Origin of the sequence: Chitinilyticum litopenaei DSM 21440 (genome assembly GCF_000428145.1) — a bacterium.
GTDB lineage: Bacteria > Pseudomonadota > Gammaproteobacteria > Burkholderiales > Chitinibacteraceae > Chitinilyticum > Chitinilyticum litopenaei.
Window position 1 is genome coordinate 1 of record NZ_ATZJ01000053.1, and the last position, 20,935, is coordinate 20,935.

At 63.8% G+C, this 20,935-nt stretch carries 19 protein-coding genes and 1 pseudogene; 12 read left to right on the top strand and 8 right to left on the bottom strand.

The genetic code is table 11. The features are described from left to right. From C515_RS21370 to C515_RS0115020, 6 genes are all read left to right on the top strand, one after another. A partial coding sequence (locus C515_RS21370; protein WP_043649839.1) for a transposase occupies window positions 1-266 on the top strand: 266 nt, incomplete at its 5' end. A gap of 562 nt (window positions 267-828) precedes the next feature. Continuing rightward, window positions 829-1,665 carry a heme/hemin ABC transporter substrate-binding protein gene (locus tag C515_RS0115000; RefSeq protein WP_028456193.1) on the top strand — a complete coding sequence of 279 codons (837 nt, stop codon included), beginning with the start codon at window positions 829-831 and terminating at the stop codon, window positions 1,663-1,665. Between the two features lie 11 nt (window positions 1,666-1,676). Further along, window positions 1,677-2,699, top strand: a complete 1,023-nt coding sequence (locus C515_RS0115005; protein WP_051305005.1) for a FecCD family ABC transporter permease — start codon at window positions 1,677-1,679, stop codon at window positions 2,697-2,699. Continuing rightward, the gene (locus tag C515_RS0115010; RefSeq protein ID WP_028456195.1) at window positions 2,696-3,484 is read left to right on the top strand and encodes a heme ABC transporter ATP-binding protein; all 789 of its coding nucleotides are present in this window, start codon (window positions 2,696-2,698) and stop codon (window positions 3,482-3,484) included. The genes C515_RS0115005 and C515_RS0115010 overlap by 4 nt, the downstream gene beginning before the upstream one ends. A 9-nt stretch (window positions 3,485-3,493) precedes the next feature. Next, window positions 3,494-3,895 carry a VOC family protein gene (locus C515_RS0115015; RefSeq protein WP_043649870.1) on the top strand — a complete coding sequence of 134 codons (402 nt, stop codon included), beginning with the start codon at window positions 3,494-3,496 and terminating at the stop codon, window positions 3,893-3,895. Further along, complete coding sequence (locus C515_RS0115020) at window positions 3,892-4,680, top strand: ChaN family lipoprotein (RefSeq protein WP_028456197.1); 789 nt, start codon at window positions 3,892-3,894, stop codon at window positions 4,678-4,680. The genes C515_RS0115015 and C515_RS0115020 overlap by 4 nt, the downstream gene beginning before the upstream one ends. Before the next feature lie 865 nt (window positions 4,681-5,545). On the opposite strand, the gene C515_RS0115025 is transcribed toward C515_RS0115020, so the two are convergent. After that, complete coding sequence (locus tag C515_RS0115025) at window positions 5,546-6,004, bottom strand: DUF2269 family protein (protein ID WP_028456198.1); 459 nt, start codon at window positions 6,002-6,004, stop codon at window positions 5,546-5,548. 124 nt (window positions 6,005-6,128) lie between these two features. Here C515_RS0115025 and C515_RS21375 point away from each other — a divergent pair, with 124 nt between their 5' ends. The 3 genes from C515_RS21375 to C515_RS0115040 all read left to right on the top strand — a co-directional run bounded on the left by C515_RS21375 (window position 6,129) and on the right by C515_RS0115040 (window position 8,736). After that, window positions 6,129-6,707 carry a TetR/AcrR family transcriptional regulator gene (locus C515_RS21375; RefSeq protein ID WP_043649875.1) on the top strand — a complete coding sequence of 193 codons (579 nt, stop codon included), beginning with the start codon at window positions 6,129-6,131 and terminating at the stop codon, window positions 6,705-6,707. Window positions 6,708-6,938: 231 nt separating this feature from the next. Beyond that, a complete protein-coding gene (locus C515_RS0115035) occupies window positions 6,939-7,730 on the top strand; it encodes a HesA/MoeB/ThiF family protein (RefSeq protein ID WP_028456199.1) in 792 nt (263 codons plus the stop codon). After that, on the top strand, window positions 7,723-8,736 hold the full coding sequence (locus C515_RS0115040; RefSeq protein ID WP_028456200.1) for a substrate-binding domain-containing protein: 1,014 nt from the start codon (window positions 7,723-7,725) through the stop codon (window positions 8,734-8,736). Before C515_RS0115035 ends, C515_RS0115040 begins: the two co-directional genes overlap by 8 nt. A 198-nt stretch (window positions 8,737-8,934) precedes the next feature. Here C515_RS0115040 and C515_RS0115045 read toward each other — a convergent pair whose 3' ends face one another. Beyond that, a complete protein-coding gene (locus tag C515_RS0115045; protein WP_028456201.1) occupies window positions 8,935-10,572 on the bottom strand; it encodes a methyl-accepting chemotaxis protein in 1,638 nt (545 codons plus the stop codon). Between the two features lie 71 nt (window positions 10,573-10,643). Here C515_RS0115045 and C515_RS24085 point away from each other — a divergent pair, with 71 nt between their 5' ends. The 3 genes from C515_RS24085 to C515_RS0115055 are packed head-to-tail and all read left to right on the top strand — an operon-like array spanning window position 10,644 to window position 12,065. Beyond that, window positions 10,644-11,033: a hypothetical protein gene (locus tag C515_RS24085; protein WP_158380842.1), complete on the top strand. Its 390-nt coding sequence runs from the start codon at window positions 10,644-10,646 to the stop codon at window positions 11,031-11,033. Window positions 11,034-11,048: 15 nt separating this feature from the next. Continuing rightward, the gene (locus tag C515_RS22710; RefSeq protein WP_028456202.1) at window positions 11,049-11,687 is read left to right on the top strand and encodes a 4'-phosphopantetheinyl transferase family protein; all 639 of its coding nucleotides are present in this window, start codon (window positions 11,049-11,051) and stop codon (window positions 11,685-11,687) included. A 39-nt stretch (window positions 11,688-11,726) separates the two neighbouring features. Then, a complete protein-coding gene (locus C515_RS0115055) occupies window positions 11,727-12,065 on the top strand; it encodes a hypothetical protein (RefSeq protein WP_028456203.1) in 339 nt (112 codons plus the stop codon). A gap of 618 nt (window positions 12,066-12,683) precedes the next feature. Here the strand turns inward: C515_RS0115055 and C515_RS0115060 are convergent. The 6 genes and pseudogenes from C515_RS0115060 to C515_RS24090 form a co-directional block, all read right to left on the bottom strand. After that, window positions 12,684-14,027, bottom strand: coding sequence for an HlyD family type I secretion periplasmic adaptor subunit (locus C515_RS0115060; protein ID WP_211234071.1), 1,344 nt, complete (start codon window positions 14,025-14,027; stop codon window positions 12,684-12,686). Next, window positions 14,011-16,128 carry a type I secretion system permease/ATPase gene (locus tag C515_RS0115065; RefSeq protein WP_245575042.1) on the bottom strand — a complete coding sequence of 706 codons (2,118 nt, stop codon included), beginning with the start codon at window positions 16,126-16,128 and terminating at the stop codon, window positions 14,011-14,013. The genes C515_RS0115060 and C515_RS0115065 overlap by 17 nt, the downstream gene beginning before the upstream one ends. A 166-nt stretch (window positions 16,129-16,294) precedes the next feature. Then, window positions 16,295-18,253, bottom strand: a complete 1,959-nt coding sequence (locus C515_RS0115070; RefSeq protein ID WP_028456206.1) for a bifunctional diguanylate cyclase/phosphodiesterase — start codon at window positions 18,251-18,253, stop codon at window positions 16,295-16,297. Window positions 18,254-18,278: 25 nt separating this feature from the next. After that, on the bottom strand, window positions 18,279-19,001 hold the full coding sequence (locus C515_RS21390) for a transglutaminase-like cysteine peptidase (protein ID WP_211234072.1): 723 nt from the start codon (window positions 18,999-19,001) through the stop codon (window positions 18,279-18,281). Window positions 19,002-19,020: 19 nt separating this feature from the next. Continuing rightward, on the bottom strand, window positions 19,021-20,349 hold the full coding sequence (locus C515_RS21395; protein WP_158380844.1) for a TolC family outer membrane protein: 1,329 nt from the start codon (window positions 20,347-20,349) through the stop codon (window positions 19,021-19,023). A 349-nt stretch (window positions 20,350-20,698) separates the two neighbouring features. Beyond that, window positions 20,699-20,935, bottom strand: a pseudogene (locus C515_RS24090) (hypothetical protein); the annotation flags it as partial.

Sequence of the window (20,935 nt, forward strand, 5' to 3'; positions counted from 1 at the left end):
TGGAACGGCAGTCGGGCAGTTCGCTCTTCGGGCGTGCGCGCCTGTCGAAAGCCGGCCCGGCGAGGATACGGGCCATGTTGTACATGGCGGCGATCACGGCCAAGCGCTACAACCCACATGTGAAGGCGCAGTACGAGCGGCTGCTGGCGCGCGGCAAATGCAAGATGTCGGCACTGGGTGCCGCGATGCGCAAGCTGGTGCATTTGTGTTTTGGCGTCCTTAAAACGCGTCAGCCGTATCAGGCTGATTATGCAGTTGCAAGATGAGTGGCAAGACGGTATCTGCGATGCTCGTTGCGTCCAGCGGCACGCCGAAACTCGCCCCTGCGGGGCTCAAACACTCGTCGCGCCGAAACCCTGGCCGCAACTGCGCTTCTCGGCGGCTTCAGGGCGGGGCGTGCTAACTGGCAGCGGTGGTAATTCGTAGGGTGGGTTAGCCGATGGCGTAACCCGCCATGCAATAGTAGGTATACAGCTACAGCCCTTTGGATTATTAGGCTGCGGGCTTATCACTGCATGGGTATGCTGTGCCGCTGCTTAGCACACGATGCCCTCGCAGTCGCCGAGAAGCGCAGTTGCAGTCAGGGTTTCGGCGTGACGAGTGTTTGAGCCCCGCAGGGGCGAGTTTCGGCGCGCCGCTGACTGCAACGAGCATCGCAGGGCACCCCGCGTAGCGGGGCGACGGAGCGGGCGCGCCTTGGGGGTGTCGGGGGGCTTGGCAAGACAAGCCCCCTGACGTGCCGCCGGGCACACCCGGCATGTAAACACCGCGCCGTAGGCGCCAAACAAACCAACAAACCAGACACCCTCCCACCACAGGAAAACTCCCATGCACCGCTCCATCTGGCGCTTCCTGCTCCCACTGCTCTTCCTGCTGTCCACCTCCGCGCTGGCCGAAGCGCCGCAACGCGTCGTCGTGCTGGGCGGCGCGCTGACCGAGATCGCCTACGCACTGGGCGCGGGGGATCGCCTCGTCGGCGCCGACCAGTCCAGCATCTACCCGCCAGCAGCACACACGCTGCCCAAGGTCGGCTATTACCGCCAGTTCTCGGTCGAGGGCGTCGTGGCGCTCAGGCCCGACCTGATCCTCGCCAGCGAGCAGGCCGGCCCGCCCGAGGCCATCAATCAGCTGCGCCGGCTTGGCAAGCGGGTCGTCGTCCTGCCGGCCGATGCCTCGCTCGCCGCGCTGGAGCAGCGCATCTACGGTGTCGCCGGCGCGCTGCAACTGCGCAATGACGGCCGGGCGCTGGTCGCCCGGCTGCAGCGCGATGTGGCGGCACTGCAAAAGCAGCCGGCCAGCAAGGCGCGCACGCTGCTGTTGATCCAGCGCGGCAGACAGGCCGAAGGTGCCGGGCTGGACACTGCCGCACACGGCACACTGCAACTGGCCGGATTGAGCAATGTGCTGGCCGGCCAGAAGGGCTACAAGCCGCTGTCACTGGAAAGCATCGCCGCGCTGCGCCCGGAGCTGATCGTCACCTCCACGCTGTCGCTGCAAGCCGCAGGCGGCATCGACGCACTGCTGGCGCAGCCGGGCATCGCGCAAACGCCGGCGGCGAAGCAGCGCCGCGTGATCGTACTCGATGACCTGCTGCTGCTCGGTTTCGGTCCGCGCCTGCCCGAGGCCATCGCCCAGTTGCGCAAACCGCTCGGCAAAGCATCGTGAACACGCTGGTCATGCCCCCGCCCCACGCCCCGGAAACAGGCCATCGCCCGCTGCGGGTGCTGGGCCTGCTCGCCGGGCTCTTGCTGCTGCTGGCGTTCTTGTCGCTCAGCAGCGGTGCCGTGGGTATACCGCTGAAGGCTTTATTGCAGATTGCCTATGGCGCAATACCCTCCAATCACGACGATGCGCAACTGTGGCGCAGCGTGCTGCTGGACGTGCGCCTGCCGCGCGTGCTCTTCGCCATGCTCGCCGGCATCGTGCTGGCACTGGCCGGCGCACTGGCACAAGCGCTGTTCCGCAATCCGCTGGCCGAACCGGGCCTCGTTGGCATCACCGCCGGCGGCGCGCTTGGCGCGGTGACGGCCATCGTGCTCCTGGGCGGCGGTTTTCTGCTCGTCGCGCCGCTGGCGTTTGCCGGCAGCCTCTTGGCGCTGGCGGCCGCCTACCACCTGGGCCGCCACCAGCCCGGCGTCGCCGGCCTGCTGCTCGCCGGCATCGCGGTGAATGCGCTGTGCGCGAGCCTGATCGGGCTCTTGACCTATCTGGCCGACGACAGCCAGCTGCGCAGCATCACCTTCTGGAGCATGGGCTCGCTGGCCAACGCCAGCTGGCATGAGCTGTCGCTGCTCGGGCCGTGGCTGCTGGTGCTCTCGCTGCTGGCGCTGCGCTACTGGCGCGCACTGAACGCGCTGCTGCTGGGCGAGCGCGCGGCCGGCCACCTCGGTTTCCCGGTCAAGGCCCTGCGCCGCAAGCTGATCCTGCTGATGGCGCTGATGGTCGGCCCGCTGGTTGCGGCCACCGGCGGCATCGGTTTCGTGGGGCTGGTTGCGCCGCATCTGGTGCGCATGGCGCTGGGCGCTGACCACCGCCTGCTGCTGCCCACAGCCGCGCTCACCGGCGCCTGCGCGCTGGTGGCCGCCGACTGGCTGGCACGCATCGTGGTAATGCCGGCGGAGTTGCCGATCGGTATCGTCACCGGCCTCGTTGGTGGGCCCTTCTTCATTTACCTGCTGCTGAAAGGACGTGGCGCATGAGCCTGATCGCACACGACATCCACCTGCAGCGCCACGGCAAGATCGTCCTCGCCGGGGTCAGCTGCGGCATCGCGTCCGGCGAGGTGCTGGGCATACTCGGCGCCAACGGTGCGGGCAAATCGACGCTGCTGGCACTGCTGGCCGGCGATCTGGCGCCGCAGGCCGGCAGCGTCGCGCTGGACGGCAAGCCGCTGGCCGGCGTCGACAACGCCGCGCTGGCGCGCCGTCGCGCGGTACTCAGCCAGCAACTCGGCCCGGCCTTCAACCTGAGCGTGCAGGACATTGCCGCAATGGGTGCCTACCCCTTTCCCGAGCTGGCGCCGCAGCAGGTCGGCCAAGTGTGCAGGGACGCGCTGGCGATGGCCGAGGTCGCGCACCTGGCGCAGCGCCGCTATCCGGAATTGTCCGGCGGCGAGCAGCAGCGCGTGCAGTTCGCCCGCGTGCTGGTGCAGGCACTGGCCGCGCGCCAGCCGGGTGAAGCGCGCTACCTGCTGCTCGATGAACCGACGGCCAGCCTGGACCCGCGCCACCAGCACGGCCTGCTGGCGCTCGCCGCGCGGCTGGCGCACGATGCAGGGCTGGGCATTGCCGTCGTGCTGCACGACGTCAATCTGGCCGCCTGCTGGTGCACACGTATCGCGCTACTGGCCAACGCCAGCATTGTCGCCAGCGGCACACCCACCGAGGTATTGCAGGCAGGGCATCTGGAAGCCACCTACCGGCAGCCCTGCACCATTCACCCGCACCCGACACGGCCAGGCCGGCCGCTGGTGCTGTTTGCCTGAGGAGCAACGATGAACGCCGCAAACCACCCGCCGCTGCCCGAGCCGATCAGCCTCGCCACCTTTCTGCCGGCGCGCGACTTTGCGCAGTCGCTGGCCTTCTATCAGGAACTGGGCTTCGCGCTCATCTGGCAGGACGCGGGACTGGCGCGCTTCCAGCTCGGCGGCCAGGTGTTCTTCCTGCAGAATCGCTACAGCCCGGGCTGGGCCGAGGAAACCATGCTGCACCTGCATGTGCCGGCCATAGATCCGTGGTGGCAGCGCATCGCCGACCTGCGGCTCGCCGACCGTTACCCGATCCGCCTGCAAGCGCCGCAGGACCAGCCCTGGGGCATGCGCGACTTCGTGCTGATCGACCCCAGCGGCGTGCTGTGGCGCATCGCCGAAAATAGTGAAACCAAGGACAGCGCATGATCCGTACCGCTACCCTGCTCGCACTGGGTGCCCTCCTCGCTGGCTGCGCCAGTCTTTCCAGCCCGCCTGCTCCAGCCGGCAAGACGCTCTTGCTGCTGGGCGAGACGCACGACAATGCCGAGGGCCACCGCCTGCGGCTGGCCGAACTTGAGGCGCGCGTCGCTGCCGGCTGGCAACCGGCGATTGCCATGGAGCAGTTCGACCGCGAACACCAGGCCGCGCTCACGCAGGCCCAGGCCGACTGCGGCGACAACGCCCGCTGCGTGATCGACGCCGCCCGTGGCAGCGCGCGCTGGCAGTGGGAATTCTACGAGCCGGTGATCGCGCTCGCACAGCGCCACCGCCTGCCGCTGCTCGCCGCCAATCTGTCGCGCGCCGAGGCCAGCCGCGTGGTGAAGGAAAGCTTCGCCGCCGCGCTGTCGCCCGAGCTGCAGGCACGCTACGCGCTTGATGCACTCCCGCCCGGGCTGTTCGCCGGCCAGATTGCCGCCGTGCGTGAAGGCCATTGCAATCAGCTGCCGGAAAACCTGCTGCCCGGCATGGCGCGCGCGCAGATCGCCCGCGACGTGGTCATGGCCGAGGTGATGATCGCCGCCGGGCGCGACGCGGTGCTGCTGGCCGGCAACGGCCATGTGCGCGACGACCTGGGCGCGCCGTACTGGCTCAGGAAGCTGGGGCAGGAAAGCGAGAGCATTGCCTATGCGGAAAGCGCTGCGCCGGCCGGCCAGTACGGCCGCAGCGTGGTCATCACGCCGGCCGAACGCCAGGATCCGTGCAGGTTCTGAGGCGGTGACGGACGCCGGCCTTGTCGCTGACCAACACGGCCCTTCGTGGGAGCGAGCTTGCTCGCGAAGGCTTGCTGATCGCGAGCAAGCTCGCTCCTACGACTGAAAACACCAAGGGGCTGGATCAATAAAGCCTTGTTTTTCAGCGTCTGCGGCGCGGTGCTTGGGTGCGCGTTTCCGTCGCGCCGACGGGTTACTTTCTTTGCTTCGCCAAAGAAAGTAACCAAAGAAAACGAAGTTTCGGCGCAGCCAAAAGCGAGCCCGGTGCCGGCAAGCCGGCATCGCGCGGTGCTAGGCGGCAAAGCCGCCAAGCTCTGCGGTGACCGCCGGCCGCCTGCGGCGGCTGCCCTGCGATGCTCGCCACGCCCAGCGGCGCGCCGCAACTCGGCCTTCGGCTTCAAACACTCGTCACGCCGAAACCCTGGCCGCGGCTGCGCGTCTCGGCGGCTCCAGGGCATCGCGTTCTAACGGATGCGGCGATATACAAATGCAGGGATAAGGCCAAAGCCAAATAAAGCAAAGGGCCACAGCCATATACATTGGCCTACAAGGGCGTCGAAAGGCGCTATGCTTTACCGACCTACGAATCGTCACTACCGCCGGTTAGCACGCCCCGCCCTGGAGCCGCCGAGAAGCGCAGCAGGCCACAGGGTTTCGCGGGTGAGATGTTTGAGGGCGAAGCCCGAGTTTCGAACCCGCGCTGGGGCCTGCGAGCATCGCAGGGCAGCCGCCGCAGGCGGCCGGCGGACCGGGCTCGCCTTGGGGGTGTCGGGGGGCTTGGCGAGACAAGCCCCCTGACGTGCCGCCGGGCACCCCCGGCATGCAAACACCGCGCCGCAGGCGCTAATCAAACAGCCCCGTCCCCTCACGCCCCCCTTGCAATCATCAGCCACAGCGCCGGCAGCGGCGCGAACGTGGCCAGCGTGCCGGCGATCATCCACAGCCGCGACAGGCGCCAGTAGGCTTCCGGCACCGCTGCGTCGTCGGGCAAGGCGGCGAGCAGCCGGCTCTGCCTGATCTGCACCGGCAAGAGCACCGCCAGCCAGATCAGGCCGGAAAGCCCGAACCACGCATAGGCCTGCCAGATCCAGCCCTGCGCGGCGACGCCGCCGTACTGGCCGGCGAGCAGGTGGCCGCAGACGGTCAGCAGCACCGCGCCGCCGGCGGTGAAGACCAGGTCGGTGACATTCACCAGCCGCGTGGCAAAGCGCAGCACCGGCAGGCGGCCGTCGCGGTCGGCCAGCGTTTTCCAGAAGGCACTGACGATGATATTGCCCAGAAACAGCACGGCGCCCAGCACGTGCAGGGTTTTGACGAACAGCATGAGGTTTCTCCCCGGTGATCAATCTTGACACTGTCAAGTTTACGGCAAATCTTTCCAGTGTCAACATTGCAATCACCGCATCTTCCGGGGCCGCTGCAAGCGACGGCTTCGACAGGGACAGCACATGAACAGCTACCACCACGGCGATCTGGCCGCCGCGCTGCTGGCCGCCACCGGCGAATTGCTCGCCGAAAAGGGCGTCGCCGGCTTCAGCCTGCGCGAGTGCGCGCGCCGCGCCGGCGTGTCGCACACGGCGCCGGCCCACCACTTCGGCGATACCGCCGGCCTGCTGAGCGCGTATGCGGCGGCAGGCTTTCGCGCACTGACGGACAGCCTGGCGCCGCATGCCCAGAACCCCGACGCCGGTGCGGCGCTGCGGGCGATGGGGCTGGCCTATGTGGAGTTCGCGCTGGCGCACCCGGCGCGCTACCAGCTGATGTTCAGCAGCGGCGTGCTGCGCCGCGACGACGCCGCGCTTGCGAAGGCCGGCCAGGCGGCGTGGGCCTGCCTCGCCAGCGCGGTCACTGCGGCCACCGGCCAGCCGGCCACGCAGGCCACCGACACGGCGCTGGCCTGGTCCACCGTGCACGGGCTGGCCGATCTGCTGATCAACAGGCAGCTGGCGCTGCCGCCCGCCTGCGCCGACTGGCGCGAGCAGGTAGCCACCGTGCTCGCCCGGCTGGCCGCAGCCTGGCGCGGCTGATCTTGCGCAAGCCGGCACGCCGTGCGGGGCCGAAGCGGATGCCGGCAGGGCTATAATCCCGAGTAAATAATCCTGACTATTGATCCGGCCCTCTGATGTTTTTACTCGTAGGAGCGAGCTTGCTCGCGATCAGCAAGGCTTCGCGAGCAAGCTCGCTCCTACGGAAATTCAAACTTCCGAGGGCCGGATCAATAGAAAGCTATCTCAGCAAACATTCACCTACAGCCCGTCATGACCTTCTGCCCCACCCGCTCCGCCGCTGTCGACCTTGATGATGACAGCCTCCTGCGCTACAGCCGCCACATCCTGCTCGACGAGCTGGGCGTCGAGGGCCAGCAGCGCATCTGCGCCGGCCACGCGCTGATCATCGGCGCGGGCGGGCTGGGTTCGCCGGCCAGCCTTTATCTGGCCAGCGCCGGTGTCGGCACGCTGACGATCGTCGACGACGACCACGTTGACCTCACCAATCTGCAGCGCCAGATCGTGCACACCGAATCCCGCGTCGGCATGAACAAGGCCGAATCGGCCAGGGCCACGCTCGCGGCGCTGAACCCGCACATCACCATCAATGCCGTCACCACGCGCGCCACCGATGCAGAGCTGGCCGAGCTGGTGGCCGCTGCCGATGTGGTGCTCGATTGCTGCGACAACTTCACCACCCGCCACGCGGTGAACCGCGCCTGTGTTGCGGCGCGCGTGCCACTCGTTTCCGGCGCGGCCGTGCGCTTCGACGGCCAGCTCACCGTGTTCGACGCGCGCCAGGATGAGGCGCCGTGCTACCACTGCCTGTTCGGCGAGGATGGCGAAGCCAGCGACAGCCCCTGCGCGACCTTTGGCGTGTTCGCGCCGCTGGTCGGCATCATCGGCGCGGCGCAGGCCGCCGAGGCGCTGAAAATCCTGTCCGGCTGCGGCACGCCGCTGACTGGCCGCCTGCAGCTGCTCGATGCGCGCGAGATGCGCTGGCGCGAAATGAAGTACAAGCGCGACCCGGCCTGCCCGGTGTGCGGCACGCGTCATGACTGATTCCCGCCACGAGAAGCCGCGCCGGCCGACGCTGCAGGACGTCGCCGACCGCGTCGGCACGTCGAAAATGACGATCAGCCGCTACCTGCGCGACCCGCGGCTGGTGGCCGAAGCCACGCAGGCGCAGATCGCCGCGGTGATGGCCGAGCTGGGCTACATTCCCAGCCGCGTGCCGGACATGCTGGCCAATGCCAAGAGCCGCGCCATCGGCGTGCTGCTGCCATCGCTCTCCAACCAGGTGTTCGCCAGCGTGGTGCGCGGCATCGAGCGCGTCACGCAGCCGGCCGGCTACCACTGCCTGTACGCGCATTACGGCTACGACATGGAACGCGAGGAGCGCCAGATCGAGCAGTTGCTGTCCTTCCACGTCGATGCGCTGATCCTCTCCGAAACCGTGCACAGCGCGCGCACGCTGCGCATGCTGGAGGTGGCGGCGATTCCGCTGGTGGAAATCATGGAAACGCCCGATTCGCCGCTGGATCTGGCCGTCGGGCTCGACCACGCGGCCGCCGCGCAGGCCATGGTCGACGCGATGCTTGCGCGCGGCAAGCGCCATATCGCCTACCTTGCCGCGCGCATGGACCGCCGCACGCTGCTGCGCGCCGACGGTTACCGGCAGGCCATGATCAAGGCCGGGCTGACACCGCTGATCGTGCAGACCGACGCGCCGTCGGATTTCACGCTGGGCGGCACCTTGCTGCGCGAGGCACGTCGGCAATTGCCGCAGCTCGACGGCGTGTTCTGCACCAATGACGACATCGCCGCCGGCGCGCTGCTGGCCGCGCAGGCCGCTGGCCTGCACGTTCCCGGCGAGCTGGCCGTGGCCGGCTGCAATGCGCTCGACATCGGCCAGGCGCTCACGCCGCGGCTCGCCAGCATCGTCACGCCGCGCGAGGCCATCGGCGAACTGGCCGCGCGCTTGCTGCTGCGCCGCCTCGCAGGCGAAACGGTCACGCCAGCCGTGCACGACCTGGGCTTTGCCATCGACACGGGCGGCAGCATATAGGGCACACCCCATATCGCCACAGCCATTTACCGGCATTGGCTACAGCCATATACCCATAGAAAACAGCGCAACCCTTGCATCCTGGGTATTGATAAGGCGCTTCCTGATTAGGCAGCGACCTCAGCAAAGAACAATTCGTCATTCCCGCGAAAGCGGGAATCCAGCTGCAATGCATGAGCCAGGACAGGCTGCCGGGCCTCAGAAGCGGAAACGCTCGACCCCCTGCTTGAGCTGGGTGGTGAGCTGGCTGAGCACGCCGGCCGACTGCTTCATCGTCGCGGCGATTTCGGTGTTTTCGTCGGTGAACTGCGCGACCTTTTCCACCTGCATCGCGATCAGCTGCACGGCCGATTTCTGCTCGGCCAGCGCGTCGGCAATGCCGTTGACGGCATGCTCGGCCGTCTGCACATCGTCGCGGATCACGACAATGGCCGAGCCCGCCTCGTCTGCCAGCGCGGTACAGTCATGCGTGCGCTGCACGGTGGCGGCAATGCTGGACACCGCCGCCTGGCTGGCCGTACCGATCTGGCTGACCATCTGCTGGATGTCGATGGTTGCCGCTGCCGTGCGTTCGGCCAGCTTGCGCACCTCGTCGGCCACCACGGCAAAGCCGCGGCCCTGTTCGCCGGCGCGCGCGGCCTCGATGGCGGCATTGAGCGCCAACAGATTGGTCTGCTCGGCCACATCCTTGATCACGCTGACGACCGAGCTGATGCGTGCGGCATCGGCGCCCAGCGTAGCGACCTTGTCGGAGGCCTGGGAAATGGCGGAGTCGATGGCGCTGATCTCGCGCATGGCGTCCTGAATCTTGCCGCTGCCGTTTTCGGCCTGACCACGCACATGGGCACTGACCTCCTTGGCATCATGCGCGCTGTCGGCCACATGGGTGATCGCCACGGTCACCTCCTCCACCGCAGCCGCCATCGAACTCGTCGACTCGGCGCCCAGCCGTGTCGCTTCGGCGACCTGGGCGCTGGCCTCGGCGATCTGCACCGTTTCACGGTGCACGGTGTCGACACTGCCGGCCACCTGGCGAATCAGCTCGCGGATTTTCTCGGTCAGCTCGTTGTAGGCCGTGGCGATGCGATCGATTTCATCGTTACCGCTGACGGGCACGCGCAGCGTCAGGTCCTGATGATCGCGCGCTTCGTCCATGGCATGTCGCAGCGTATTGATCTTGCGGCGCATGCCCAGCACCAGCCAGGCGGCAAAGGTGGAGCCGGCCAGCAAGGCCAGCAGCAGCAGGCCCCAGGTCAGGGCGCGCGTGCGCACATAATCATCATGCGCCTGCTCGTAATTCTTCTTCGCTTCCCGCAATTGCAGATCGACCAGCGCACTGATGCGCACCGACACCGGCTCGATAGCCGGATACAGGTCCTGGCGGGCAAAGACATCCAGCTTGGCGGCCTCGTCGCCCGCGTCGATGCCGGCAGCGTCGCTGGCCTCCAGCAGTTTGAGCAGCGTGGCGATGCCGGCGTGCGCCTTCTGCATCACCGGCAGCGTCTGATCAATCAGCTGCTGCTCTTCGGGTGTGAGCTGCGTGCCGGTATAGGCCTTCCAGTTGCGATCGATTTCCTGCTCGGCCTGGCGCACCAGCCTGATCGCCTCGGCATGGGGCAAGGCGCCATGGTTGGCCTTGTGCACGGTGTCGACAATGTTCACCGCATACATGTCGGCCACGATCTTGAGCTGCGCCAGCGGCTCGACCCGGTCACGGTAGGTGCTCTCGAAAGCCGCATTGGTATGGTAAAGACGGTTGAGGGCAAAAAGCCCCAGTCCCAGCATCAGGGCCAGCAACATGCCGACCAGCAGGATTTGTTTTTGACTGATAGTCATCGTCGGTTCCAGTTATGCAAAGTAGTCCGGCCCCCTCCAGCCCGTGGCCCGCAGCCAGGTCTGGACTCCCTGTGGGCGCCAGCGCTTACAGTATTATTGTTTTTCACTGTTTCGGGGCCGTATATGGCAGTCAATTTTGTTTAAATTTTTATGACTTTCAGTGTTTACACATTTCTGTAATAAATTGCATTCAATTCAGAAACATCGCCGACAAACGCCAAAAGGGCCTGCTGAATTGCCAAATTGGCGCAATCGTTGAGCAAACGGGATACCGGCCAGGCATGACGCCCATTGCCGCTACCCTTGCCGCAAATGGCGTCACACAAGGCAGCCCCGCAATTTACAACAAACTGGTCAGAATTAAGTCAATAAAAAGAAATAAATATCAACTGATTCTTGCGCCGCCACAGCTAGCCCTTGCACAGACTGTGCTTTCTGCCAGAATCGGAATCCTTTCCTGACTGCCGCACACCGCCGTGATCGCCGTTCCCGTCTACTGGACCCGCCAGTCTGCGCCGCCGCCCGGTGCGACCATGCCCCTGTCCGCCAGCACTGCTGCCAGGCTGGCCGGGATAAGCCGCCCGGAGCGAGCACAGCAACTGCTGCTTGGCCGGCTGCTGCTGCTGCACGCGGCGCGGATCACACTTTCGCCCCAGCTGACACTGGCCGATATCGCTGAACATCCGGACGGCTACCCCTGGCTGCCCGACTGGCCAGACAGCAGCGCCAGCCTCAGTCACAGCGGAGAAATCCTCGCCGTGGCGCTGAACCCCGACGGCGCCTGCGGTCTCGACATCGAGCAGCAGCGCCCGCGCAATGTGCTGCGCCTGGCCGAAAAATTCTGTGCCACCGACCAGCAAGAACTGGCCGCACTGGACAGCGCTGCACAGCTGCAACGCTTTTACCTGCACTGGACCTTGCGCGAGGCCGCCTACAAGGGCGGCTGGCGCGCGCATGTCGTCGGCGAACCGGCCGCGCTACACGGCGACGCCGACCCACTCCCCGGCTGGGACAGCGTGCTGTTTGCGCCAGCGCTGCGCTGCACCCTGGTCTGGCCAGGCCCATGCCAAATTGACCTGCATGAAATCGGTAGCGCAGAGCTGCTTGTTGTATAACAGCAGCTTCGCGTATCCGGCACATCCGTGGAGAAGGGCATGGGCAGCAAGGCTAACTCACTCATCAGCAGAGCGATCTGCCTGCTGTTTCTCGTCGTCAGCGCTCTGCAGGTCTCTGCCGGCGAACCTAGCCAGCGCATCTTGATCCGCGATTATCTGGTCGGCGGCAGTGATGGGCGCGTGTACATCACCATCAGGGAACAGCATGGCCGGCTGCACGGGACGGTTCATTACGAAAACCGGCTTCTTTACTACCGAGGCCCGCTGGAGCTGGAGAAACCCCTGACCCTCAAGGGTATCCGCAAGGAAAACCTGCTTGGCTGGGATGGCACCCGCATTCACTTCACCGAAGGCAGAGCACTGAAAGCACGGTGCTGAAACCCTCGATGCACAGTGGCTTAAGCCCAGCCCAGCGCGGCTGCCAGCATGCTCACCATGCCCAGGAATTTTGCTTTGCAACTGTGCTTTTTTCCCTGAAATCACCCGGACAAATGAAAGCATCAAGAAACATTCATGGCCGCACATAGCCAGAAATGTCTTGATTCCCGCCCCCCGGCCCGGCAAGCGCTCATCCGCACAAGTACTGCGCGCGAGCCGAAGCATTCTTCCGGCAGCTCCACACACCATGATCAAACGACTTGCTCGGCTGCACTGCTGGCCGCCATAGCGCTGGCATCACCCCCAAGCCGTGCACAAAATTCTGTAGCCACTGGATATGAGAGCAGCCACATCAAGCCTTGCCGAGGCGGCTTGTTCAAAGACGGAGAAAACGCTAGGAAAATACGACCAGTAGATATCCTGCTCTGCCTAAGGCGCCGTGTCTTCGGTGTTGGTACCGCCATCCACGACGCCTGCAGCTGACAGTACTCTATAAAACGGGCAGCAAAAATCTGGTATCTGCAAGCTCTGGCAATGGCCAGCATTGCCGAAGGGGGTAAGTTTTCCAGGCTTGCGGCCCCTCTCTTTACGTTTCCGCTCTTCCCCCCCAGTGGCTGATCAGCGCTCGCGCATGGCTTCGGTTCTGGCCTTGACGATGGGCTTGAGCAGGTACTCCAGGATGGTTTTCTTGCCGGTGCGGATATGCACCGTGGCCAGCATGCCGGGGATGATGGGCAGGGGCTTGTCGGCGCTGCCGAGGTGGTTTTTCCGGGTGCGCACCTGCACCAGATAAAAGCTCTCCTCCTTTTCCTTGGTAAAGGAATCGGCGGTGATGTTTTCCAGCGTGGCTTCAAGGTCGCCATAAATCGAGTAGTCATAAGCGCTGAGCTTGACGCTGACGCTTTGTCCGGGGCGCAAAAAGCCGATGTCGGCCGGGCGGATCTTGGCCTCGATCAGCAGATTGTCTTCCATCGGCACGATTTCCATGACCGTGATGCCAGGCTGGATCACGCCACCGACGGTATTGACGGCGATGTTCTTGACGATGCCGGTGACCGGGGAACGCAAGGTGGTGCGCTCCAGCCGGTCTTCCAGCGCGACCTTGCCGGCATTGAGCGCCGACCACTCGGCCGTGGCGGCGCTCAGTTCGGTAGCGGCATCCGAGCGGTATTTGGCATGGGCGCCGCTGATTTTTGAACGGGCTTCTTCCTGGGCGATCTGCAGGCGCGGAATCGCCAGACGCGCCGCATCAATCTGCCCCTGCAAGTCGGCGGCCTGGCGTTCAAGCCGCAGCAGTTCGACTTCGGCCGCCAGCCGCTGCTCGACCATGGGTTTGGTGAGCTTGAGCTCCTGGTTCAGCAGATTCTGGCTGGAGGTCAGCTGGGACAGCAGGGCACGCTTTTCCGAAATTTCCTGCGCCCGCTGCGCCTCCTGCTGCCGCAAGACGCTCAGCGTGGTTTCCAGATCACGCTGGCGCGTGCGGAACAGCAACAACTCCTCCTGGTAAATCGCGGCGTTTTCCGCCATCTGTTCGGCGCCTGGCACGAACTCGCTGCCATTGGCTTCGGCTTTCAGCCGGGCGATCTTGGCGCTCAGCGCGGCGTTCTTGACGCGACTCTCTCCCAGCGAGGAAGAAAACCGCTTTTCGTCCAGCGTCATGAGGACCTGGTTCTTGCGCACGATTTCCCCGACACGCACCGGAATGCTGGCCACGATCCCGCCTTCGAGGTTCTGGATCTGCTGCACCTGGCTGGAGGGGATGACTCTGCCCTCGCCGACGGTGATTTCATCGATCTCGGCAAAATAGGCCCAGATCAGCGCACAGAGCAGGAACAGGGCACAGGCGCGCAGCAACAGCAAGGGCAGATGCAGCGGCGGCAGAAACATGGCCGCCGTGCGCTCCCCCATGTGCCCGACATCGCGGCTGAAAAGCCCCGCGTATTTTTCAGGAATCAGACGCATGCACCCTCCCGCTTGCCAGGGCCTGCAGGACTTGCTCTTTCGGGCCGTCGGCGACGACCCGCCCCTTTTCCAGCACGATCAGCCGGTCAACCAGCGCCAAGAGCGATGCCCGGTGCGTGACGAGCACGACCGTCTTGCCCGCCAGCCTTTGCGCCAGCTTGCGGATGAGGTTTTCTTCCGAACGGTTGTCCAGCGCATTGCTGGGCTCATCCAGCAAGAGCAGCGGCGGATCAAGCAGCAGGGCGCGCGCTACGGCCACGGCCTGGCGCTGCCCGCCGGACAGGCGCTCGCCGCGCTCGCCCACCGGCATGTCAAAGCCCTTGGGATGCTGGTTGACGAATTCGGTGACGCCAGCCAGTTCCGCCGCCTGCAAGATCGCCGCATCATCGGCATAAGGCGCGGCAAACACGATGTTGTCGCGCACGCTGCCATAGAACAGGCAGACATCCTGCGGCACATAGGCAATGTGATGGCGCAAGTCGGCCGGATCGATCTGGCGAATGTCGACACCGTCTATCCACACTGTGCCGCTTTTGGGCGGGTAAAAACCGAGGATCAGCTTTTCCAGCGTGGTCTTGCCCGAGCCAATGCGGCCGATGATGCCCACCCGCTCGCCGGCGCGAATGGCAAAGGAAACATCCTGCAGGGCTTCGACATCCTGACCCGGATAGGCAAAGGACACATTGCGGAATTCGATGGCGCCCTGGAAATCGGGGCGATGCAGGAATTGCTTGCCATCCGGGCGCTCGACCGGCAGCTGCATGACGGAATCCATGCCCATCAGCGCCGCCTTGGCCTGGAAAAAGCGGCTGATCAGCGCGGCAATCTGTGTAAAGGGCTGCAGTGCGCGGCTGATCAGCATGGTGGCGGCAATCAACCCGCCGGTGGTCATCTCATGCTCGGCGATCTTGTAGACCCCGACCACGATCAGCGCCACATAGGCCAGCTGCTGGATGAAGGAGGCCTGACTGATGATGGATGACGACAGCATCCGCGTGCGGATGGACAAGCGGGCCAGCTCGCCGACGACCTGCTCCCAGCGCCGCTGCAGGGGGCTTTCGGCGCCAACCGCCTTGATGGTGTCGAGCCCGGACAACGCTTCGATCAGGGTGGCCTGCTTTTGCGCGGACACCCGGAAGGTTTCCTGCACCATGCTGCGCAAGGGCAGTTGCAGCAGCAGCCCCAGCCCCACCATCAGCGGAATGGCCACAATGGGCACCACGACCAGCGAGCCGCCCAGCCAGAAGATCAGCAAAAGGAAAAGAATGGTAAAGGGCAGATCCACCAACGTGGTCAGCGTCGCGGAGGTAACGAACTCGCGAAAGGCTTCAAACTCCTGAAAGTGGCTGACCAGCGCGCCTACCGAATCGGGCCGGGTTGCCACTTGCAGGTCAAGCACGTGCTCAAAGGTGCTGGCAGAGAGCAGTACATCGATCTGCTTGCCCGCCATATCGATGAAATAGCTGCGCAAGCCGCGAATGAGCGCATCAAAGATGAACACCAGCCCGACCCCGGCGGTGAGCACCCAGAGCGTGGCAAAGGTACGGTTGGGCACAACGCGGTCATACACATTCATGACAAACAACGGCATGACCAGCGCAAAGCAGTTGATGAGGAAGGAGGCCAGCAAAACCTGGCTGTACAGCGGCCGCGCCAGCCGGAAGGCATCCAGGAACCAGCGGCGATCCATGGCCAGCTTGGGGCGGGTTGCCCGCTCGTCGAAGCGGAAGCTGGGGCGCACGAAAATCACGTGACCGGAATAGACTCTGGCGAGTTCTTCCTGTCGCACGCTGGCAATGCCCCGCCCGGATTCGGGCTGGATGACAGACCATTGTCCATCCTCGCCGATGGCGGTCACGATGCAGGCCCGGCCATGCTCCAGCAGCAGGACGGCAGGCAGGGTAAGCGGCGAGATGTCGGCCAGTTTGCGCGCGCGTACCTGGGCGGAAAGCTCGGCATGCGCCGCAGCTCGCGGGAACAGCTCCGGTGTCAGCCGCCCCTCGACCAGCGGCAAGCCTTTGAGCACCGTGAGCGCCGAATAGGGTTTCTGGAAAAAATGCGACAGGATGACCAGACAGGCCGTCAGGGGGTCTTCGGGCAAGACCGCCTCCCGGGGCAAGGTCCAGGTCCGGTGCGGCTCGGCAGACGCCTCCTGCATGTGCTTCTCCTCGTCTTGTTCTTATTGGCGCCTGCGCCTTTTCACCGAACGCGGCAGGCGTTTTGCTTTGTCATGTCTGGCAAGCGTCTTCAGCTTGTGCGGGCGTCATTCACTCCCACAGGCAGGGCCTGCTCACGCCAAAACCCTGCACGCCATCCAGCCTCAGGGTTTCCAGCAGCTTGCGATCAGCCTCGTTTTCGACCGATTCGGCAATCACGGTGATGTCCAGGCCATGGGCGATCTTGACCAGCGAGTCGACAAAGAACTGGTTGTCCTTGTTGTCGGCAATGCCGCGGATATAGCTGCCGTCAATCTTGAGACATTCCAGTTTCAGGGTACTGAGATAGCCAAACGAGGCAAACCCCTTGCCGAAATGATCAAGGCCGGTACGCACACCCAGCTCGCGCATGCGCTCTACCCATTGACGCAAGGGCTCCAGCTGGTCGGAGCCGCCAAATTCGGACACCTCGAAAATCAGCCTTTGCCTGAGCACAGGCTGTGCCGCCAGCTCGGTACACAACCAGTCCATGAAGCCGGGATTCTGGATGGAGCTCGGGAACAGGTTGATGGCCAGCGGTGTTTTGCCTTCGCCTCCTTGTGCAAGCTTTTGCAGGGCGGCCTGCACCACCATGCGGTCAAATTCCTGGATCATGTCCAGCCGCTTGGCCATCGGGATGAAGAGGCCGGCCGGAATCATCACACCGTCAGCATTGCGGATGCGCAGCAACACCTCTTCCTGCAGCACCTTGCTGCCGTCACAGCTTTCCACCAGCTGCAGATGCAGTTCGAACCACTTTTCCTGAATGACCTGCTGCAGCAATTCGCGCCACTTGCTGGAAGACAGCGCCTCAAAGCCCGCGGCACTGCCCTGTTCATGCCTGTGCATGGCATTGCTGCCCTTGCCCTGGGCGGTGCGCAGGGCCAGATCGGCATCAGCCAGCAATTGGGGAACAGGCTGCCCCCGATAGGACGCAATGCCGACATGGCCGACATTGGCATCATCCAGGAGGCCCTGCTCGACCAGCCCCGGCAAGGCAACGACCAGATCACCGGCCAGACTTTCGCTATCCTGCTCGCTCGCGCCATTGAGCACGATCGCAAACGTCCCCCCGGCCAAGCGCGCAATGAAGCTGTCAAGGCTGGCATGCTCGCGGCAGATCCGTTCGATCAGCTGGCCGGTATGCGCAATCAGCGTATCGACACCCTGATAGCCGCGCTTGTCGTTAAGCTGCTTCAGATCGCGAAGCTCAAGAAAGATCAGCGCCCCCGCATGAAAAAGCTCGGGGGTTTCGGCAAGGTGGCGCAGCTGCATGTCGAAGTAGCGGCGATTGGCGAGACCGGTCAGCGGATCGCGATAGGCATCGGCGCGCACGCGCTCCATGGCTTCGGCCTGTTCGGCAAACATGTCGCGCACTTTCTGCGTCATGCGGTTCATGGCCTCGACCACGCTGCGCAATTCCAGTGTCCAGGGCAGGCGGGTCTGTACCGGGTACTCCCGCGAACAGATGGCCTTGGCCTGCTCCTCGACCGCCCGCAAGGGCCGCAGCACGAAATGCAGCAGCACCACACCCAGCACAAAGGCACCCAGCGAGCACACCAGAAACCACCAGAAGGATTGCACGCTGTTGCCCCACAGCGTGGCATAGGCAAAACCCGGGTTGGCGGACACCGTCACCGTGCCGGCCTGCATCCAGCCGGTGCTGATCAGGGCTTCTCCCTTGGGGGTTTCCAGCGGAAACATGCGCATGAACCAGGGCGGCACCCCGGCCAAGGAGACAGGCGCCATCCGTTCGACCAGGGTATTGCCATCCACATCGCGCACCACCACTTCCCGGTAATAGCCGCTATCGAAAATGGCCTTGACGACACTCTCGGCCATGATCAGGTCATTCTTGGCCAGGTGCGGAGAGAGCGTGAATCCCAGCGAGGTGGCCGTATCCTGCGAAATGGTCGAAAGCTGGTTATTCAGGAATTCACGAGTGCTTTGTACGCTGAGATAGATATTGCCGGCAAACAGCACGATGAATAATGTGATGATGACGATGATGAGCTGGCGTATCAGTGTCATGGCAGCCTCGCGGAGCTGATTGCCCCTAGTTCAATTCATTACCCAGCCGTGATGTCAGGTCTTTCCACAGGCTGATGCGGTCAGAGCCGCCAACAGGCTTGCCCGAGCCGCGCTCCTTGGCAAGCCAAAGCCCTTCACCGTTGAAACTATAGACAGGAATCAGGTCGGTACGCTGGCTGGCCGGCTTGATTTCGGGAATCAGGTTGTCAAGAATCACCGGCTCGGTTTTCGGGGTGGCGTAATAGGCCAGCACCATATGGGCCTGGTCAATCGGATTCCAGTTCAGCGCCTTGACGTAGGTAATTCGCAATTTGCTGACCGGCACGCCGATTTTCAGCAGGCTGAAATACTTGGCAATGGCAAAATCCTCGCAATCCCCCCCGTTGCTGCCCAGCATTTCCACGGGCGTGGCCCAATAGTCTTTCTGCCGCCAGTGCTGCTGATCGGAAACAAAGCCGATCTGGTTGAAAAACTGGTTCACGGCCTTGAGCTTGGCCTCCTCCGACCCCAGGGTGCCACCGGTTTCCAGCAGTTTTTGCCAGGCGAGCAGGCGCCGTTTGGCACCGCTCCATTTGACTTCTGCCAGCTCGAGATCCTTTTCGGAAAGGACAATACCGCCGTTTTCCGCCTGCAAGCCGCGTGCCGCGACAAACAGTCCAAGCAGGCCAGCCGCCACCATGCAACTCCAGCGCGCGGTCTGCTGCGACCTGGGCGCCGGACTGGCATGCGCGGTAGCGGCTGGCGACATGGTGTGTCATCCGCCCGGTTTATTTTTGCCCGAGCAGCGTTTCTTCCCGGGGCGGCACGCCCAGCACCTCCAGCAGGCGACCGCTGTCGGCGGCGATGCGGTAACGCGCATAGAGATCGGTGTACACGCCGTTCACATATTCGGTGCGGGCGGTATAGAACTCGTTTTCGCTGTCGAGCAAATCAAGCAGCGTGCGCTGCCCGAGGCTGAACTGCTTCAGATACGCATCACGCGTCTGCTCGCTGGCCACCGCGTGCTGCTTCAACGAGGGCAGGCGCAGTTGCGCCACCTTGTAGGCGTTGTAGGAAAGCCGGGCGCTTTGTTCGACTTCGCGCAGTACCCGATTGGCGATTTCCCGCGACTCGACCGACAGCAACTGGGTTTCCCCGACCCGCGCCTTGTGGCTGCCCCCCTGGAAAAGATTCCAGCGCATCATCAGCATCACCTGGCCATTCTTCTGGCTGCCTTCGACACCATCAACATTGCGGTTGTAGGCATAATCGGCCTCGACATCCAGACGCGGGTAGAGCAGCGACTTCGCCGCTTCATTCTGGGCTCTGGCGGCGTCGACATCGGCCTGGGCGGACTTGATGATGGGATTGCTGGCCAGGGCCAGTGCAGCGGCTTCGTCAACCGAGGCCGGAATAAGGCTGTCGGGCGGATTGTCCGGTTTGCTCAGTCCTTCGGGTGCAACACCGATCTCGCGGCGGTAATTGAATTCGGCCTCGCTAAGATTGCCTTCGGCGGCGAGCAGATTGGATTGCGCCAGCGCCAGCCGCGCAGCCATCTGGTCTTCATCGGATTTTTTGCCAAAGCCACCGTCCGAACGCATCTTGATCTGGTCAAAGGCCTTTTCATGCGATTTCAGGTTTTCCTGGGCCAGCGTGACCAGCTCCTGATTGCGCAGCACTTCCAGATAGGCTTCCGCAGCCCGCAAAGCGCTTTGCTCGGAGGTACTGGCCAGCTTGTAGGCGGCGGAATTGACGCGCGACTCATTGCGCAGCACTTCGTTCTTCACACCCATACCGTCAAACAGCATCTGGGACAGGCGGATGTTGGCAACTTCGCGATGCATGGTATCGACACCGCGGCTGGTCGCGCGTATGGCGGGCGAATCATAACGCTGCGAGCCGGTACCGGCGATCACGTCCACCTTGGGAAAATAGCCGCCTCGGGCAACCTTGACCGCCTCGTCGGTCGATTGCCGGAATGCGGCACCTGCCTGCACATCCGGATTGTTGCGTATGGTCTGTTCGACTGCGTCCCGCAGCGTGGCTGCAAAAACGCCCTGGCTGACGCAGAGCACTAACACTGCGCCACCCACTGTTTTTATTGCGAGTGTTGGCATAGTCATCTCCATCTGATGTGCCTGGTCGTGCTGTCAGGGCAGCAAGCGGCAAGCGAAGAACGGACATCTCGGCAATCTCGCGGGATGTGGTTCAGTCTATGCAACACGCTTGACAATGCAATGGCGGGCTTTCGGCAAAGTTCGGGACAACTTACCAACGGCACTTTGCAGCAGGCATTATGCGAATGTGCGCAGACAGAAAATCGCAAATATCAGGGTATATCAACCCAGCCCTTTTCAATAAAAGGCCCCAAAAAAATACACATGCATGTATATAAGAGCCGGCAATCCTGGCTCATCCAAAAACCCGGCACAAAAAAACCGGCTTGACGCCGGCAATGCCGCTCAGTTAAGCCTGAGCGGCATTTTTCTTGACTGGGTAACGGGTTTTGCTCATCTTCACTGCGCGCGGATAGCGCCGCTCGCTGCGACGTGGCGGCAGAATGAAGCGCTTGATGTTGCTGCGCATCGCCTTCAACTTGCCCGGGATCGTGCCCGGTGAGCAACGACTCGAACTCCACAGCCACTCATCCACAATGTAACGCAGCGCCGTCAGGAAACTGATCCGGCATGGCGAAACTGCCGC